At 71.5% G+C, this 16,388-nt stretch carries 17 protein-coding genes; 11 read left to right on the top strand and 6 right to left on the bottom strand.

Translation table 11 applies throughout. The features are described 5' to 3' along the window. Positions 1-59: 59 nt before the first annotated feature. Genes OG306_RS40615 through OG306_RS40595 form a run of 5 tightly spaced genes read right to left on the bottom strand, consistent with a single transcriptional unit; the run spans position 60 to position 2,635 of the window. The gene (locus OG306_RS40615) at positions 60-308 is read right to left on the bottom strand and encodes a hypothetical protein (protein ID WP_331720886.1); all 249 of its coding nucleotides are present in this window, start codon (positions 306-308) and stop codon (positions 60-62) included. Continuing rightward, entirely contained in the window at positions 305-1,894 is a 1,590-nt protein-coding gene (locus OG306_RS40610; RefSeq protein WP_331720885.1) for a DUF2637 domain-containing protein, read from the bottom strand. Before OG306_RS40610 ends, OG306_RS40615 begins: the two co-directional genes overlap by 4 nt. Further along, complete coding sequence (locus tag OG306_RS40605) at positions 1,891-2,067, bottom strand: hypothetical protein (RefSeq protein ID WP_329021061.1); 177 nt, start codon at positions 2,065-2,067, stop codon at positions 1,891-1,893. Before OG306_RS40605 ends, OG306_RS40610 begins: the two co-directional genes overlap by 4 nt. Continuing rightward, positions 2,064-2,327 (bottom strand): hypothetical protein, encoded by a 264-nt coding sequence (locus OG306_RS40600; RefSeq protein ID WP_371666335.1) that lies wholly within the window; start codon positions 2,325-2,327, stop codon positions 2,064-2,066. Before OG306_RS40600 ends, OG306_RS40605 begins: the two co-directional genes overlap by 4 nt. After that, the gene (locus OG306_RS40595; RefSeq protein WP_331720883.1) at positions 2,324-2,635 is read right to left on the bottom strand and encodes a hypothetical protein; all 312 of its coding nucleotides are present in this window, start codon (positions 2,633-2,635) and stop codon (positions 2,324-2,326) included. Before OG306_RS40595 ends, OG306_RS40600 begins: the two co-directional genes overlap by 4 nt. Before the next feature lie 274 nt (positions 2,636-2,909). Here OG306_RS40595 and OG306_RS40590 point away from each other — a divergent pair, with 274 nt between their 5' ends. The 8 genes from OG306_RS40590 (at position 2,910) to OG306_RS40555 (ending at position 11,733) form a co-directional block, all read left to right on the top strand. Beyond that, positions 2,910-4,241 (top strand): GNAT family N-acetyltransferase, encoded by a 1,332-nt coding sequence (locus tag OG306_RS40590; protein WP_331720882.1) that lies wholly within the window; start codon positions 2,910-2,912, stop codon positions 4,239-4,241. Positions 4,242-4,837: 596 nt separating this feature from the next. After that, entirely contained in the window at positions 4,838-6,508 is a 1,671-nt protein-coding gene (locus OG306_RS40585) for a helix-turn-helix domain-containing protein (RefSeq protein WP_331720881.1), read from the top strand. Between the two features lie 1,169 nt (positions 6,509-7,677). Then, positions 7,678-8,157 carry a helix-turn-helix domain-containing protein gene (locus OG306_RS40580; RefSeq protein ID WP_432762256.1) on the top strand — a complete coding sequence of 160 codons (480 nt, stop codon included), beginning with the start codon at positions 7,678-7,680 and terminating at the stop codon, positions 8,155-8,157. Continuing rightward, positions 8,154-8,537 carry a hypothetical protein gene (locus OG306_RS40575; RefSeq protein WP_360113431.1) on the top strand — a complete coding sequence of 128 codons (384 nt, stop codon included), beginning with the start codon at positions 8,154-8,156 and terminating at the stop codon, positions 8,535-8,537. The genes OG306_RS40580 and OG306_RS40575 overlap by 4 nt, the downstream gene beginning before the upstream one ends. Before the next feature lie 179 nt (positions 8,538-8,716). Next, complete coding sequence (locus OG306_RS40570) at positions 8,717-8,944, top strand: hypothetical protein (protein ID WP_331720878.1); 228 nt, start codon at positions 8,717-8,719, stop codon at positions 8,942-8,944. A 131-nt stretch (positions 8,945-9,075) separates the two neighbouring features. Beyond that, positions 9,076-9,312 (top strand): hypothetical protein, encoded by a 237-nt coding sequence (locus tag OG306_RS40565; RefSeq protein ID WP_331720877.1) that lies wholly within the window; start codon positions 9,076-9,078, stop codon positions 9,310-9,312. A 1,111-nt stretch (positions 9,313-10,423) separates the two neighbouring features. After that, positions 10,424-10,918, top strand: coding sequence for a hypothetical protein (locus tag OG306_RS40560; protein WP_331720876.1), 495 nt, complete (start codon positions 10,424-10,426; stop codon positions 10,916-10,918). Positions 10,919-10,977: 59 nt separating this feature from the next. After that, entirely contained in the window at positions 10,978-11,733 is a 756-nt protein-coding gene (locus OG306_RS40555) for a hypothetical protein (RefSeq protein ID WP_331720875.1), read from the top strand. A 10-nt stretch (positions 11,734-11,743) separates the two neighbouring features. Here the strand turns inward: OG306_RS40555 and OG306_RS40550 are convergent, their stop codons facing one another. Beyond that, on the bottom strand, positions 11,744-12,598 hold the full coding sequence (locus tag OG306_RS40550; RefSeq protein ID WP_331720874.1) for a hypothetical protein: 855 nt from the start codon (positions 12,596-12,598) through the stop codon (positions 11,744-11,746). Between the two features lie 401 nt (positions 12,599-12,999). On the opposite strand from OG306_RS40550, the gene OG306_RS40545 reads away from it, so the two are divergent. The 3 genes from OG306_RS40545 to OG306_RS40535 are packed head-to-tail and all read left to right on the top strand — an operon-like array spanning position 13,000 to position 16,360. Further along, positions 13,000-14,379, top strand: a complete 1,380-nt coding sequence (locus OG306_RS40545; protein ID WP_331720873.1) for a hypothetical protein — start codon at positions 13,000-13,002, stop codon at positions 14,377-14,379. Next, entirely contained in the window at positions 14,376-15,740 is a 1,365-nt protein-coding gene (locus tag OG306_RS40540; protein WP_331720872.1) for a hypothetical protein, read from the top strand. Before OG306_RS40545 ends, OG306_RS40540 begins: the two co-directional genes overlap by 4 nt. Then, on the top strand, positions 15,737-16,360 hold the full coding sequence (locus tag OG306_RS40535) for a hypothetical protein (protein WP_331720871.1): 624 nt from the start codon (positions 15,737-15,739) through the stop codon (positions 16,358-16,360). The genes OG306_RS40540 and OG306_RS40535 overlap by 4 nt, the downstream gene beginning before the upstream one ends. Positions 16,361-16,388: the final 28 nt, after the last annotated feature.

Raw genomic sequence — 16,388 nt, 5'->3', positions numbered from 1 at the left:
GGTCGCGTCAACTTCTCCGGCCGGGCCCCGCGGCGTGCTCGGGGGTGAATGGGGCGGGGCTACTTCTCGGTGTCCTTCTTCTTGCTGACCTTCTTCTTCGCCTTGCTCGCCGCCTTCTTGGCGCCGCTGGCGAACCAGCCCGGCAGCTTGGACAGCAGCAGGACCACGACGAAGACGACCGCGGCTGCGATGCCGGACTCCTGCCAGGTCCGCCCGTAGTTCACGGGCAGGACCCACAGCGTCGTGATCCCGGCGGGGGCGGCGAGGATCAGCAGCGGCGGCAGGTTGCGCGGGGTCGTTCCGCTCATGCGGTGGGCTCCAGTTCCTTCTCGTTCCGGTCGGTGTCCTGCTGGGCCGCGCGGGCCTTCTCGATCTCCTCGGCCATCGCCTCGGCGAACCCGGGCCGCGCCTCCAGCAGAGCCAGCAGCGCGGGCCCGTCCTGGCGGCGGACACCGATCCGGCTGGCGAGGGTGTACGGGGAGAAGAAGCCGTTCCCGGTCCGCTTGCGCCGGTCGGCCGCAGCCTCGTACGCCAGTTCCCGGGCGACCGGGAACGCCTTGTCCAGGTGCTCGCTCAGGTCGCGTTCCGTTCCGGCCTTCGAGTCGTTCCCGCCGGCCGACTTCGGCGCGTTCCGGGTTCCTGCGGGGGCGTTCCGCTCACCCTGTTCCGCACCGTTCCGTGCGGGGGTCCGAGGGGCCGACTCCCCAGACGGGAACTGGATTTTCGGGTCCTCGGAACGCTCTGCGTCGCCCTCGGAACGGGTCTGTGGGGAGAGCACGGGAACCCACTGGCCCCCGATCCACGGCAGCCCCCGGTACTTCTGGGAACTGAGCCGCGCCTGGGCCTTCTCCTCCTCCTTGATGGCCCTGCTCCGGAACTCCTCGGCACGGGCCCGCATCTCGTCCGCACGGGCCTGGGCGAGCTCGGCGGAACTCTCCGCGATGGCGGCCTCGGTGGCGGTCGCCTCCAGGGAACGCTTCAGCTCGCGCACCCGTCGGCGGCCCGCCTTGGAACGCGCCCGCTCCATGCGGGCCTCGGCCCGGCGCTGGCGGCGTACCCGTGCGGCCGTCGTGCCCGGCTGGCCGCCGTGGTGCGACTCCCACGCTTGATCCCATGCCTTCTGGACCGTGATCGTCTTGCGGTACGGGGCCCGGATACGCCAGGCGGTCAGCGACACCAGCGGGTGCGCGATCCACCGGGCGAGCTGCTCGCGCACCTCGGCGGCCGTCCGGCCGCTCTGGGTGTGCTGGAGCAGACCGACCACCAGCTCGAAGGCGAGCACACCGGCGAGCGAGGCGAGCGCGTTGACCTGTCCGGCCGAAGCGCTGGGCGAGTGGAAGAGGTTGAGGCTGGCCGCGATCAGCGCGCTGATGACGGTCATCGCCCGGTAGCGGCCCGCCGGTGCCTTGCGGCGGACGGCCAGGATGGTCAGGGACGCGGAGGTCCAGGTCAGTCCCTCGACCACGCCGGGGACGACCCAGGACCGTGCGCCCAGGTCCTCGCGCATCGCCTCGGCCTGTGCCGGCCATGCGATCCAGACGGACGCCACGATCAGCGCGGCGACGGCGGAGACCGCGACGATCACGGGGAGGGCGTGCACCAGGGCCTTGCCGCGGCCCTTCCACTTCTGCACGGCCTCCTTGCGGACCCGGGCCTTCTCCTCGCGGGCGAGCTGGCGGCGGCGGCGCTCGACCTTCTGCCGCTTCTCCTCGATGTCCAGGCTCTTGTCCTCGACGTCGAGCCCGGCGAGCTTCTCGTCCTTCTCGGCCGCGACCTCGGCCTGCTTGGCGCGGGCTCCGGCCTCCTTGGCGGCGGCCTTCCCGACCGTGCGGCGGTCGGTGCGGGTCATCAGGGGGTTGGTGTCGGTCTCGGTGCGGGGTTCGGTGATGGTCATCGGGCGGTGATCTCCTGAGCGCGGGGGGCGGCGGCTCGTACGGGGGGCTTCGGCGGGTTCTGGGTGGCGTAGACCTGGGTGCAGCGGCCCAGCTCGTGCGCCTCGTCGCGGTCGGCCAGGCGGTGGGCGTCCAGGGCCGCGCGGGTCAGCGGGAGGGTGCAGCGGTTCCTCATGTCGTCACCGCCCGAGCGGCCGCGCTGCGTGCGGCGGCGGCGTTGATCCCGCGGCGGGCCATGAGGATCACGCCGAGTGCACCGGCGACCAGGAAGACGGCGGCCGCGATGACGACGACGGCGAGCGCGGCCGCGCCGACGACGATGACGAACAGGGGGATGACCAGGAAGAACAGGCCGGTGTGGAGCTGGTCCACGCGCCCGAGGAACAGGCGGATGCAGGCGTTGATCGCCTCGATGGTGCGGGCGTCGAGCTTCACGCGGCCCACCCCCGGGCGATCTCGTCATCCAGGCCGAGGCCGGCGGTGACGTTCTCGGCGTGCTCCAGCTCGTCGACGACGGCGAGCAGCGCCGGGCGGGGGGCGGTGGTGCGGCGGCGGGCGGTGAGGGCGTCGTGGTCGTCCAGGTCCAGCAGCAGCATGGCGACGAACTCGATGCGGGCGCCCCGGGTGCGGGCGGAGTCGGCCGGGCGGCCGAGGAAGAAGCGTTCCGGCTGTCCGGTCAGGGTGGACAGCGCGTGCAGCGCGGCCCCGAACGGGGGCCGGGCGGCGGTTTCGGTGGTGGTCACGGTTCGTGCCCTTCGTTGTCGGGTTTCGAGAGGTCGTGCCGGGCGGGGAGCCATCCCCGCGGGGTCCTGCTGCGGAAGGTCCGCCCCGGCACAGCGGGCCTTCCGTTTGTCCAGCTCAGGGGCTCATTGCATACCCCTTGTTGGCGACGAACATTGTGTAGACAATGCGTTGCCGAGATGAATCCTGCCCCTTTGATCGCCAGGAGTCAAGAGCAAAGTAGACGCGCCGCACATTGAGTAGACAATGAGCGAAACCGCAGGTAGAACTAATGCCATGTCACCTAGTCAGAAGCCGCCCGCGCTTTATGTGCGGATCGCGAATGACCTGCGCCAACGCATCAGCGCAGGTGAGTTCGCCTCCGGCCCCCTCCCCACAGAGACCTCGCTCGCGGAGAAGCACGCGACCACGCGAGTCACCGTCCGCAAGGGCCTGGACCTGCTGATCCAGGAGGGCCTCATCTACGCGGACCGCCCGCGGGGGCACTTCGTACGGGTCAGGCGCCCGATGATCTACAGGCCGCAGCAGGAGTTCAGGAAGCGCCCCCTCAGCCCCGAGATGGACAGCTTCCTCACCGAGATGACGGAGCTGGGGCGCGAGGCGTCCCAGACGATCGAGGTCTCGGTGGTGCCGGCGCCGCCCATCGTGCGTGAACGGCTCCGCCTGGAGGAGGGCGAGCTGACCGCCGTCCGCCGCCGCGTCCGGTTCCTGGACGGCGAGCCCTACCTCTCGAACGACAGCTACTTTCCCCGCGCGCTCGTCAAGGACAGCGACGAGATCATGAACCCGGCCGACATCGCGCGGGGTGCGAACGTCGTCCTGGCCGAACTCGGCTACCAGCAGGTGCGCACGGTGCGCGAGTACGAGTGGACGATGCCGGACCCGGCCCAGACCGCCCGCCTGGGCATCCCGCCCGGCACACCGATCGCCGAAGAAGTCGTCACCGGCTACACCGCCGCCGGGCAGCCGGTCAGGTGCGTCATCAACTGCCTGCCCGGGGACCGCATCAAGATGGTGCTGGAGGACGAACGGCCGCGCCTGGGCAGCGAACTGACCATCGCCCCGGCCGCTCCGGAGGACCTGGAGACCGTCACGGCCCTGTGGAAGCAGGCCGGGGACTGGCTGCGGGAGCGGGGCATCGATCAGTGGCAGTACGAGCCGCGCACCGACCGCATCCGCGAGAACATCGCCGCCGGAGAGTGCTTCCTGGTCCACGACCAGGGCATAGCGGTCGCCACGATCACTCTCGACACCCACGCCGATCCAGATTTCTGGAACGAGGACGAGGCCGCCGAGGATGCGCTGTACGTGCACCGGATGGTCGTCCGGCGGGACGCCAGCGGCGAGGAACTGGGCAGTGCCCTGCTCGACTGGGCGAGCACCCGGGCCGAGGCCGGCGGGAAGAAGTGGCTGCGCCTCGACGCCTGGCGAACGAACCAGGGGCTCCTCGACTACTACCGCGCACGCGACTTCGACCTGATCCGTACGGTCCCGGCGGACGGCCGCCAGTCCGGCGCCCTCTTCCAGCGGAAGGCGGGCCGCGTCCGCGGGGTGGGCCCCGCCCTGACCGAACCGGCCGATTCCGCAACTACGCCCGAGGACAAATGACTTCGTCCCCCCGGCGACCCACCCGTTACGGTGCGTGTGGTCGGATAGACGATCAGGGAGGGGAAATCCTCCCAAACGCAACAGGCCCCCTCGGGGGCCTGTCGGTCCGCCGCCGGGGGTCGAGACCCGGAGAGCGGCCGCACCTTAGTCACGGGGGAGGTGCGCTTTCGATGAGCGTACGGGTTCAGGCGATATCGCCGCAGCAGCCTTCGGGCAGTGCCGCGCCGAACGGCCAGAAACGATCAGTCGGCGCACGCCGCTCGTGTTCCCCAGCTCCACCACGCTGAAAGTCTGATGGCCGCCCCGCCGAAGCGGAACGGCCATCAAGTTTCGACTCGCCCAGAGTCAATGCCCCCGAGGGGGCGCCAACCCACACCCATAGGTGGGGCCTCGCTGCCGTGTGCCAACACGAACAGCAGCGCCAGGATAAGGGCGGCACCGCGTCATCAGCACATTGATCACACGGCTTGCCCTCGATCTGGCCAATGAGGCTCCCCGAATCGTTCTTAAAGGGAAGCACTCGTGCCATTCCAGCACCACCTGTCCATCTACCCGCCCCACAGCAGTTCCATCTCCACAGTCCTCGGTGAGGGCCGATGAGCCTCACCCCGATGCTCTGGGCGATGAAGGCCGCCCCCGTCGCCGACACGACCGAGAAGCTGATCCTGATCTCCCTCGCCGAGCGGGCCGACGAGGACGGATGCGACGCGTTCCCGTCCAAGGCCACCCTGGCGAAGGATGCGCTCTGCGACGAGAAGACCGTCCAGCGAAAGCTGGGCAAGCTGGCCGACCGCAAGCTGATCGGCATGGGCGACCAGCGGGCCGCGCAGTACATCGAGAAGCGCTACCGGCCGAAGGTCTACGACCTGCTCATCCCGTACAGCTGGTTCCCGGACGTCGACGACATCAACGAGACCCGCCGGCGGCGCGGCCGGGGACTCCTCACCCCGGAAAACCGTCCCGACATCGTGCCCGCGCCCACCCGCGTACAGCGCTCTGACAAGGGGAAACCCCGCGCCAAGCAGGGCTCTGCCGCCTCCAGGGGGGACAAGGAGTCCCCCCTGGAGAACCAGGGTGCCGCTCCCGCATCAGGGGGGACTGAGAGTCCCGCCAGGGGGGACTCTCAGTCCCAGCAGGGGGGATTGACAGACCCCCAAACCTCCCCTGTTGAACCTCCCCACTCAAACCTCCCCATGGCGCCTTCGGCGCGAAACGCTGGTAACGGCCGTCAGGCCCCTACAGGTAGTAGCGCGCGCGGGACGTCGAGCGGCTCCGCCGCGGCTGACGGCGCAGGAGCGCCGAACCGGACGTCGGCTCGATCTGGCAGGGAAGTGCTGGTGACGGCCGAGGTGCAGCGCGTCCTCGAAGGCTTCCCGGACGCTCTCCGGGAGGCCCTGGTCCGCAAGGTCCGCTCCGACCGGCCGAAGACCGTGGTCCAGGCCATCGAGAAGCAGCTGGCCGGGGGCGGCCTCGCCCAGGCGAAGCTGCTCGGGGACCGAGTCGCCCGCCGCTGGGTAACGCACGGCTACACCAAGCATCACGCCGAGGGAACCCTGACCAGCCCGGTGGGCGCGGCCGTGGCCATGCTCCAGCCGGGCCCGTGCCCCGAACCGCGCTGCGAGGACGGCGAGCTCGACGACGGCAACCCCTGCCGTAGCTGCCTGGAGCGGGAGAAGGACCGCCGCGCCGACAAGGAGCGGGCTCGCAAGGCTCGGACTGCGGAGAAGGAAGCCGAGTTCCGCCGCCGGGCCTGCCCGTACTGCAAGGAGGACCGGGGCACCGCCGGCCAGCCGTGCGGAGACTGCGCCGGAGCAATCGCCTCCTCGAAGCGGGACGCGGCCGCCTTCGTCGACCAGGCCGTGGCCGAACACCTGGCGCGGACCGGCGGTGACCACCAGGCGGCCGCCGCGTTCCGTGCGCACGTGACCGAGGAGATCGAGCGGGCCCGGATGTCGGTGGCGGCACGGGGCGCCGACCTGCTCGGGCAGGCGCTCACGATCCGGCTCACGGCGGACAACCTCGCCCGCGAGCAGAGCAGGCTTCGTGAGCAGGCCGCCGCCGAGGAGAACGTGGCTCTGGCTGCGGAGACCGACCGCCCCGACCCCGGCCCGGTCGCCAGCATCCCCGCTCAGCCCTGGGGCGGCGACCACTGCCCCGGTCACGAGAACACCGGCTGCCCGTGGGACAAGCCCGCGGTCGGCACCGACGGCCTGTGCGCCCGGTGCCGCATTGAGGCGGTGAAGAGGCAGCCCGCGCACGTCGGCTGACAGCACGCATGGATCGGCCCCCGGGGGGAGTCCCTACCGGGGGCCGATCCATGTCCGCACGCACCACAGCGCCTACGGCGCGTTTCCCCGGCCGGGCCCGTCGGACGCCCGCCCCTCCGTACGGGCCTGGGCCGGCAGGCGGCTCCGCCGCGATCAACGGCGCAAGCAGCCTCAAGAAGTCCCTCGTCGAATCAGCACCGGAAGCACCCCACCTAGATCCGTAAGCCGAAGTCCGACCGTTGCCACCCCCTTCCGTAGCCAGCCGCTTTTCCTCCACCGACATCCGCAGCAGCAGAACGGCTTGTCACGACCAGCGGCCTCGGCCCGGCCTGTGGTGCACCCGTCCTTCGGCCGGGTACCTGGTGGCTCCTCGCCCCCAGACCCCTCGCCAGCGCCTAGGGCGCGCTGGACCGCCCACCCCTGGGGGGCGCCTCCCCCCAGACCCCCCACCAGCGCCTTTCGGCTGCGCTGGACCAGCCACTGCCGCCTGCCCTGCGCGACACTCCGCTGCGCTCCGCGTCACGCACCACTCGGGCCCCAGGGGGCCCTCCCTGGGCAGTTGCCCCTGGAATCAGTGGCGGGACTGAGTGGTGGGCCGGGGCGATTCCTCCGCGTCGTCGTTGTCCGCCGGCACCGTCGTGGCCGGGGCGAGGGGCTGAGGTCGAGGAGGGCCAGGAGGAGCTGGAGCCGGTGGAGAAGGTGCGGGCCGGCCCGGGGCCGGGGGAGGGAAAAGCGGCTGGCAAGGAGAGACCGGGGATGCTGTTGTTGCGCCGCGGAGCCGCCTCCCCCACCTCGACCCCTGACCACGGGAAGATGGCCGTCGACCGGTGCGCGGCGAACGCGCCGCAGGCGCCTTCCCCGCCGCAGGTCGCCACCGGCCTCTACTACGTAGTTAGAGGCGAAGATCGTTTCCCCTGGTCACAGGCTTGGCGAGTAGCTCCGAACTGCCACTCAAATTACAGTTTTGGCGCTTGCAGTTGCCTATAGGCAACACGGCCCCGCTCGACCCTGTCGACGGCCCCGCCACGCCGACACGACTCGCCCGTTCCAATGTGCTTGCCTATAGGCAACCTGAGTGGGTACGGTGTGCCTCTTCGGTTGCGTATAGGCAATCGTCCGAGGTGAGGAGGGGTATGGCAGGGACCAGTCCGGTTCGGCGCGGCAAGGCCGTGAACACCGAGACCGGCGAGCTCGTGCAGATGCAGTTCTTCGAGGACGAGACGATCCAGCGCGCGAGAGTCCGCTACGACTGGACTCCGCACCCCGGGCGACACGTCAATGTCCCGAAGGTGTTTCTGGCGAAGCTCTACGCCAAGGACAGCGGGTATACGGCGAAGCACAGGGATCTGTTCTTCTTCTACCTCGCCCATTCGCCGGATGGTGCTCAGCCGCTGAGGCTGACTTACAAGGAGATCGGTGAGATTCTGGGAGGACGTCCGGCTACGATCTCGACGCTCCTGGGTACGTTGCACGCGGGTGGGCTTCTCCTCGAAGCGGAGAAGATCGGCCGCATGACGTTCTACCGGGTCAATCCGCGGGCTGGCTTCGATGGGTCGGCGGTGAACCAGGTGGAGGCCGTCAAGGATGCGCGCCTCCCGGTGGTACCTGCTCCGGCCACTTCGGCCCAGAAGAAGAAGGAGGCATCGTGACCTCTCCCGCGATGCGGCCGCGTGAGCTGCCGTTCTCGGCCGACCTGATGCGCAAGCTCCTGGAGGAGACGGCCGAGCTCCCCGGCGCGGACTACCGCGTGCTGAGCTACTACGTGACGGCCGTCCCGCTCGGTGAGACCGTCCGAGAGACCGCCAAGACGGTGGCCGGGACCGTGAAGATCAGCCAGGGGAGCGTCTCGAAGAGCATCGGTCGACTGGTGGCTAACGGCTGGTTGGCCATGGCCTTCCGTGTCGGCGCGGTCCCCTTCTACCGCGCCGGCGACAGGGTGCTGGAGTTGGCGGCGGCCGGTGACGACCAGGTCGAGCAGCCGCTGGCCACCGTCAGTCACCTGCCGATGCGAGGTTCCGGCGACGAGTGACTTGCTGCTCGCAGCACTGAAGGCCCGCGCTTCCGATCCTGGGGGCGCGGGCCCCTCTGTATGCCGCCCGAGCACGGACCCTCTTCCATCCCTCCGATAAAGCTGGTAATGTTCTCGATGTTGGGAGGGGTTGGCGCCTCGACCGGCATTCACTCGAAGCCCACCGCAGGAGAGATGCGATGCAGATGAACGTGAACACCCAGATGCCTGCCGCCCCTTGCCCTCGAACTGAGCCGATCGCCGCAGACTCCCTGACGCGCAACGACCGAGTCGTGATCAGCGCCGACGAGCTGCCCTACCTCGTGGACGCGGTCACGGACATGCCGGGCGGCGGAGTCCGCGTCACCTACTCCTCTGGCGACACCGTCGATTACGCGGCCGGCGAGCAGGTTGCAGTCGTCGCCTGAGCTCGACCCGTCGGGGCCCGTTGGTTGCAGCCAACGGGCCCCGAGCCGTCGGCCCGGAGGTGTTGGCTCAAGCCAACGGCCCCGGGCTGGCCGCGCCCCTACCCTGTAGAAGCCCGACCGAAGGGAACCCCGTGGAACACCCGTCCTCTCCGGCAGAGCCGGAGCCGTTCGTCGTCCGTGACGAGGCGTGGGAGCTGCTTCAGCGTGACCGCGCGGACCAGGCCGTGGTGGCCGTGAAGACCGAGGCATCACGCCGGGGCCTGACCACCGACGAGTTCCTGACGGAACTGGTCCGCCAGGGCCGGCGGCCCGTACCCGCTCCGGTTCGCATCCCGTTCGTGCCCCACCGGCTCAGCGACTTCGACTAGCTCGCCCCGCGGCCGCGCTCTCGCTGCGGCCCGCTCCCCGAAGGCCCGTCTCCCACCCCTCCGGGAGGCGGGCCTTCGGCGTACGTCCTCGGGGAAGCTCCCGGAACCCCGTATAACCGGACTGGGGATAATTGACCTCCGCGCCCGATCCTCCTCCCTCGGGTCAGTGGGCCCTGCTGGGCCCACTCCCCCTCGGGACACCCGGGCTGACGTGCCGCGACGAGCCCCCGCGACGTAGTAGCGGCGTCTGCGGCCTGAGTGGAGGGCAGGGCACCGATGGGCACGGGCTCAGCCCATGCCCACGGCGCCGCACCTGTGAGCGGAGCGGGCCACCGCTCAGCCTGTAAAGGCGCCGGAGGTTAATTATCCCCCTGTCTTGAGAGTGCGCGCCCAAGGGCGCGCGAAAGAGGGGCGGAGGGCCGGGGCGGGGCCGTGGCCGGGGTCCAGCCCTTCCCTGCGGCCCGTCCCGGGCTGAGCAGGCCCCGCCCCACCCCTCCGCGCTGCTTCTCGTCCGTGCTCCCCTGACCCGCCGTTGCAGTCTGCGGACCGTGGGGGGATGAACAGATGAAAGGACGCGCTTCGCGCGGCGACAGAAGAAGCAAGGCGCCGTATCGGTGCAGGTGGTGACGCATCATCGGGCCTCAAACCCCCCAGGAACGGCCCTGGTTCACCCTCTCCCGCGCGCACAGCGCCTCCGGGCCCGATTCCGCGCCGCACGGCCCGCTGGACGCTCTGAGGGGCTCGTGTGGCCTCGCGGGGCGGATGGGGCCTCCTCGTGCCGGCCGTCGGTCCCACGGGCCTCCGGCGACCAAGATTGCCAAACCGTGCGTTAGCACTCTCCGTAACCGGGCCCACCTCGGCTTCTCCGGCCTGTGACCACGGTGAGTTACCGGAATCCGGCCCGCTGCGGAGATCGGAGACAGGCCGGTGAGCTGCGGCGATGCTTCCTAACACACGTTTTTGCGATCTTGGGCGTCGGATGGTTCCGGCGGGCTGCGGTCCCGTGTCAACTTTCCGGTGACATGCGGCCGACGCCGTGGCGGTCACCCGTCCTGGTGGCTCTGCCCGCGTCGGACGCGGTGGCGGCCGACGCCTGCGCCACGGTGATCACATGCCTCGCCTCGCCGCCCTGCTCGTCCCCCTCGTCCTGCTCACCGCTTCGGCCTGCGTGAGCGTCCCGGCCGCCGACCGCCCGGCCGCCCCCCCGGCGGCCCCGGCCCCCGCCGCCGCGGCGTACACCCCCTCTTCCGCCCCGTCCCCGAGCCAGGCACCCGCCCGCGAGGAGCTGGTGCGCACGGACGACGGCAAGCGGCGCGCGTCCACCCCGCCGCGCGAGCGCGCGAGGCAGGCGCCGGCGGCCCAGGTGCACCGCCCGGTCCGCCGGACCGCCCGCCCTGAAACGGTGGTGCCGCAGCGGCCCCGGGTGGCACGGCCCGCTCCGGCCGCGCCCCGCCGTCCTGCTGCTGCTCCGCCCCGCAAGGCGCCGCAGCGCGCCCGCCCGGACACCGCCCCGGCCTACGACATGCGGACGCTGTGCCGGTCCGCGGCGCGCAACGGGGTCGGGCAGAACATCGTCGATCTGTGCCGTTCGACGTACGGCCACTGACGCTTGAGCGAGTGTCAACTTTTTGGTGACAACCGCCTTCCGTGTGGAAGGGTGGTCCCATGGCGATCGACCACGCGAAGCAGCAACGGATGCAGGAAGCGGCCGAGGAGCTGCTGCGCGAGCGCTACGGCCAGAACCGCAACTACCTCGACCCGCTCAAGCTCATGCAGGAGGTCCGGGCCCAGGCGCTCGGCCACTACGCGGGCGGCGGCGAGGAGACGCCAGAGGTCCCGGCGGAGGACGTCCTGGCCGCCCTGACCCAGATGGAAGAGGCGCGGGCCAACCTGGACGCCCTGGAGCGCGACCTGATCCGTGCGGCCCGCAGCCGTTCGGCGTCGTGGCAGAAGATCGCGGACGCGCTCGGCATGGCGAACCGGCAGGCCGCCGAGGCCAAGGCGACCCGCCTGGAGCGGGCGGCCGAGTCCCACCGCAGCGACCGCGATGTCCGCGCCCAGCGGCGCGACCGCGCACGGCGGCGGACGGTGGAGGCGTGGTGCCGCAAGTACGAGGCCCGCATCGAGACCGTCGGTGGCGGCCTGGTCGATGTCGCCGGCGCATGGCCGGAGCTGGCGGAGGACGCCGCGGCCTCCGTCTACCTGGACCAGCTGTCCAAGGCCACCGGCGGTGTGCAGAGGGTCGAGTGCCTGGAGATGCTGCATTGGCGGATCGCGCCGTCCGGTCGGCAGGGCCTGGAACCGTCCGGCCCTCGGGCCGACGAGGCGGCCCTGGCGCGTGACGCCGTGCGCGATCTGCTCGACGAGTTGTCCGCGGTCCGCCTCGCGGCGGACGACGCCCGGCTGTCAACGAAACGGTGACAGGTGGCCGTCAGGCCGGGACCGAGCCGCGGTGGACCCCGAGGAGCGTCCCGTCGTCCCGCAGCAGACCGACCGCCTTCAGCTTCTCCAGCGCCTCCTCGACCTGACTGGGCTCAAGGTCGAGCTGGGCGGCGATCTCGCCCGGTGGCTGCTGCCGGTCGTCCGGCTGGAACATGAGCCACAGCGCGACCTCGCGCTCGGCACTTCCGCACCCGGCACTCAGTAGCTTGCCGCGCAGCTCGGGGGCCACCGCCACGTGCTTGGAGAGGGGCCAAGCCGCTTGGTCGGGCAGGGTGAGGATGGGGCACACCCGGGCCTCCAGCTCGTCCAGGAAGCCCTTCCACGGCTCCAGTTCGGGGGCGCCGTCAGCCAGGTCTCGGGTCATGAGTTCCGCGCACATGGCCGTGACGGCGTCGCGCAGGCCGGCGAAGAGCTGCCGCATCGACTGCGGGCACCGGCACCTCGCGAGAGCGGGGTACTTCTGCGTCGGCACATACGCCTTGTCCAGGTTGCCGATGGCGACGCCAAGGATGGTCGCCGCCTCACAGAGCTTCTCGTCGGGGTCTCCGACGGGGAGGAGAGGCGAGTAGTCGTTACCGCTGCGGTCCTGGCTGTGCTGGCCGTGGAGCCCCAAGGCGCGCATTCCGTGGACCGTGGCCAGGTGGTCCAGGACGAACACCATTTGATTGTTGGCGTCCTGAAGGTTCTCCCTCATGCGCCGCAGGGTGCCCTGGCGTTCCCGGGCGGTGGTCTCCTTCTCCTCCTTGGCCAGGGCCTGGTGCTCTGGCGCGAGATGCTGCCACGCCGTCATGAGGGCTGCGCTGATGGCGAGAACGCCGTCGGCTGAGGGGGTCTGCTCGGTCATCGGGGCCTTCCGGTTCGACCATGCGGCCACCTGACGCGGCGCCGCACGCGGTGGCGCGACAGGTGACCGCGCCGCCGCGTACAACGGCGGTCGACACGGGATGGGCACGGCTCGCCTGGCCTGGATTCACCCGTCCGGGACTGCCAGTTCACCCCTTCCGGCTGCGCCGGACGAGTATCCTGGGTGCGGGCATCGCGTAGGCCCAAGCCCGCCGTCCGGCCCATGACCAGACGGCATCACGGGCAAAGGTGCCAGGGCCCTCCGGGCCTGGTCAGCTTGCCGAACATGGCAGCGCGCCAGCGCACGAGTTCCTCATCGTCGTCTTCGACGACCTCCTCCGTCGTGCGCTGATCTCGTGCGCGCCGGGTCATGGGACCGTGCCGCGCCGAGAAGAGTCAGCTGTGTCGAAGAGCGAGAAGAAGAACCGCCGCCGCAAGAGCCACGCGGAGCGGGAGCGGGTCAAGGCCAAGAAGGCCGCCAGCGGCGCCTCGTACACCTCCGCCCAGTCGGGCACCGCCCACCGCCACCAGGGCCCCGAGATCGGTCTGGTCGACGGCTCCGGCTTCGGTACCGACCGGCAGGCCGACATGCAGACGGCTTCCGCGCTGATCGGGGCCTGCGTGGAGAAGTGCCGACCGTGCCAGGCCAGCCTCGCGGACAAGGTCCTCGCCGGTGACCGGCTCGTCGTTGCCAGCCTCGCCGGCACCGTCTACTCGTTGCTCCCCTCCCCCGGCGCCACGTGCTCCCCGGCCACCCGTCGGTTCCACGCCGTGGCCCATGACACCGGGCGCCCCGGCTACGGCCCGGCGGTCCTCGCCGCGGTCGAGGAGCTGAGCCAGGAGGACCTGGAGGCGCTCCTGGAGGACACGCTCGACCTGTGGGCGGCGGCCGCCGGGACCGCTCCGGCCGCCGAGGCCGGCGCCCCGGACCAGGAGGCGGGCGAGGAGGAGAGGGACACACGCCGCTACTCCGCAGTGAGCGGGACCGCCTACCTGATGAGCGCGGGCATCGACCAGCTGCTGAGCGTGGAGGAGATGCAGGGTCTGGTCGAGCACGCGGAGAAGTCCGCCGTCTCGGGCGACCCGGTGGTGTGCTTCCTGTGTGACGAGCCGATCGACGTGACGGCGGAGCCGGAGGTCCACGTTGGAGTGAGCACCCGGACCCTGGCCGTCGACGGCCGCCAGCTCGACACGGTGCAACCGGTGTGGACGCATCCCGGCTGCGGCCGTACCCGCATCTGGCCGTGGCCGGAGCTGATGGCGGAGCGCCAGCGCCGCGGCCTGTACGTGGCCCCCGAGGACCGCCAGCCCGAGAAGTCGACCGTGCCGGGCCCGCGGAACGCCGACTACACCCACTTCAGCGTCGCCCGGCAGCCGGGCGGCGGGATGGTGCCCCTGGTCCTCGTCGAGCCGGGCGAGCCCGACGAGTACGGGATCGAGGGCTACCTGGCGGCCCGCCTGTCCGAGGGGTTCAAGCCCGTCGACCTGGGCGGGGGCAAGCCCTTCCCGGAGCTGGACGGATGGCACCTGCGGTGCGAGCGCGGCCGGATGGTCTCGGTGATGCGCGCGGGCGGCGGAGCCTGGTACCGGCAGGAAGGCGGATACGCGACCCCGGGCAACTGGCGGCAGGCGGCCCGCCAGCGAAAGGCGCTGTTCCTGGTCGTGCCCGCTGGCACCGTGGGCGACCGGCAGGGCGACGACTGGCTGGCAGCGGTGAGCCGGGCCGCCGAGGCTGGCCACGTACTGGGCGGTCTGGTCGCGGTCCGCGGGACGCTGTCATGAGCGGCCGCAAGACCCTGCCCGGGGTCGCCCGCGTACGGATCACCGGCGACGACGCAGCGACGCAGGCCCTGCTCGACGCCCTCGCGGAGCACTTCACCGTGACGGACCCCGACCCTTACAGCGGCGGCCGCAACTACCTGGAGGTCGACACCCGCCCCGGCTCCACCCCGCGCGGCACCGGCCCCGAGGGCGACGGGCCCGACATGCCCAGGGCCTCGAAGCACCGGCCCGCCGAAGTGCCGTCCACGGTCGCGGTGATGATGGCGCGCCAGATCAACGCGGCGCACCTGCACCTGTCCCAGTTCCGGAACCTGGTGCAGACGTACGGGGACGGCCTGGTCCCCGAGTGGCCGAAGCCCGGCCAGGCCCCGGACAACCCGGTGGACCAGACGCTCAGCACGGCGTCGCGGCTGCTGTACGAGTTGCGGGAGTGGAGCAGCCACACCGCCCACGCCTCCGGCGCGGTCTCGGTCCTGCCGGAGATCATCGCGGCGTCCGAGGAACAGCGTCGGGCCGAAGCGGTGCTCTACCCGCCGGGCGGGTGGTGCGCGCTGCCGGGCGGCACGATGCCGCCGCCCGGCGAGGAGCGGGAGGCGGAGAGTGCGGCGGACCCGATCGCGGCGCAGCTGCTCGGGCCGGTGCCGGAGAAGCGCTACAGTGCGCGGGCCTCGGGCAGGTCGGTACAGCGGGCGCTCCCCGCGGTCGCGGACACCCCGGCGGCCGCCGTGTGGACGGCGGAGCGGGCGCTGTACGGCTACGTCTGCCAGCACTGGGAGACGCCCGGCGACACTCCGGCCGATCTCGCGGCCGCCGTCGACGGCCTGGACGAGCTCGCCGACACCTTCACCAGCGCCTGCACCTACGTCCTGGGCGAGATCAGGCGCCGCGTGGACGAGGGGCTGCTGGTCGACGTCGACGAAGACGCCTTCAACGAGTCGGCGGCCGCCGTGCGCGCGCAGCTGGGCATCGAGCCGGAGCGGGTGCCCAAGCTCGCGTATGCCCTGTCACGCGTGCGTCAGGCGATGACCGGGGCACGGGCGGCGTTGCCTGCGGCGACGGGCGGCACTCGTGCCTTCGACGCCCTGGCGCAGGCGAGGGCCCTCGGTGCTCTCGACGGCAAGTCGCTCCCGGAGGTGCGCCGTGAGCTGGGCAGTGAACGGCACTGGCAGCGGCACCGCTCGAAGACCCGGATGCCGGACTACACCGCGGCGGACTGGCTGCGGCGGGCCATGCACTGGATGCACGCCGCCGGCGTGAACGCGTACGACCACGGGGCGCACCTGGCCGCCGAACGGCACCCGGAGCGTTCGGGCCTGCCGATCGGCACCCCGGCCGTCATCGAGGACGGGGGCGAGCGATGAGCCGGAGCACGGTCCGCGCGGCCGTGGGCCCGCAGGTGGCCGCCCTGACGATGGTGCGGTCCCTGATGGGCGGAGCGCTGGAGAGGAAGGGCCTGGAGCAGACCGTGGACCAGGCCCGGGGCGGGGTCCGCGAGGGCCTGCTCTACATGTCGAAGTGGGCGCGCGGCGCGGACCTGCGGACCGAGATCGTGCCCATCGTGTGCGCGCTGGGCCGTACGGCGGTCGCCGGCCTGTCCATCACGCAGGACAGCGATCCGGCGGCGGTGACCGACTGGCTCGACATCCAGGCCCGTACGGTGCGCGAGCAGCCGGTCAGCCTGACGGTCGAGCATCCGGCGGACTCGCTCGTCGTCGACGTCGCCGCGGTGTTCGCCGAGGAGCTGCACCACAGCGGTGAAGCCGACCCGGCGGCGCCGGATGCCAGGGACCAGCGGGCCGCCGCGCTCGTGGTCGCGTGGGCGCGGCCGGGCGCAGCGATGCGGGACCATGTCGAACTGCTGCTGTGCGGCGGCTGGTTCGCTTCGGTGACGCTGGCCCACGCCTTCCGCTTCGACGGGGCTCGGATGCAGGAGTACGTGGAGAGCCACGCCCGCGCCCTGATCCTGGCGGGTCGCCGCTGACCGAGCTGCCCGGCCGCGGGCGGGCTGC

The sequence above is a fragment of the Streptomyces sp. NBC_01241 genome, assembly GCF_041435435.1.
Taxonomy (GTDB): Bacteria; Actinomycetota; Actinomycetes; order Streptomycetales; family Streptomycetaceae; genus Streptomyces.
This window is presented reverse-complemented; position numbering and strand designations above follow the sequence as displayed.

Excerpts from the sequence above, each read along its gene's own strand:
- OG306_RS40590 (WP_331720882.1), top strand. The coding sequence starts at position 2,910 with ATGTCACCTAGTCAGAAGCCGCCCGCGCTTTATGTGCGGATCGCGAAT.
- OG306_RS40550 (WP_331720874.1), bottom strand. The coding sequence starts at position 12,598 with ATGACCGAGCAGACCCCCTCAGCCGACGGCGTTCTCGCCATCAGCGCA.
- OG306_RS40540 (WP_331720872.1), top strand. The coding sequence starts at position 14,376 with ATGAGCGGCCGCAAGACCCTGCCCGGGGTCGCCCGCGTACGGATCACC.
- OG306_RS40560 (WP_331720876.1), top strand. The coding sequence starts at position 10,424 with ATGCCTCGCCTCGCCGCCCTGCTCGTCCCCCTCGTCCTGCTCACCGCT.
- OG306_RS40610 (WP_331720885.1), bottom strand. The coding sequence starts at position 1,894 with ATGACCATCACCGAACCCCGCACCGAGACCGACACCAACCCCCTGATG.
- OG306_RS40605 (WP_329021061.1), bottom strand. The coding sequence starts at position 2,067 with ATGAGGAACCGCTGCACCCTCCCGCTGACCCGCGCGGCCCTGGACGCC.
- OG306_RS40585 (WP_331720881.1), top strand. The coding sequence starts at position 4,838 with ATGAGCCTCACCCCGATGCTCTGGGCGATGAAGGCCGCCCCCGTCGCC.
- OG306_RS40555 (WP_331720875.1), top strand. The coding sequence starts at position 10,978 with ATGGCGATCGACCACGCGAAGCAGCAACGGATGCAGGAAGCGGCCGAG.
- OG306_RS40615 (WP_331720886.1), bottom strand. The coding sequence starts at position 308 with ATGAGCGGAACGACCCCGCGCAACCTGCCGCCGCTGCTGATCCTCGCC.
- OG306_RS40570 (WP_331720878.1), top strand. The coding sequence starts at position 8,717 with ATGCAGATGAACGTGAACACCCAGATGCCTGCCGCCCCTTGCCCTCGA.
- OG306_RS40535 (WP_331720871.1), top strand. The coding sequence starts at position 15,737 with ATGAGCCGGAGCACGGTCCGCGCGGCCGTGGGCCCGCAGGTGGCCGCC.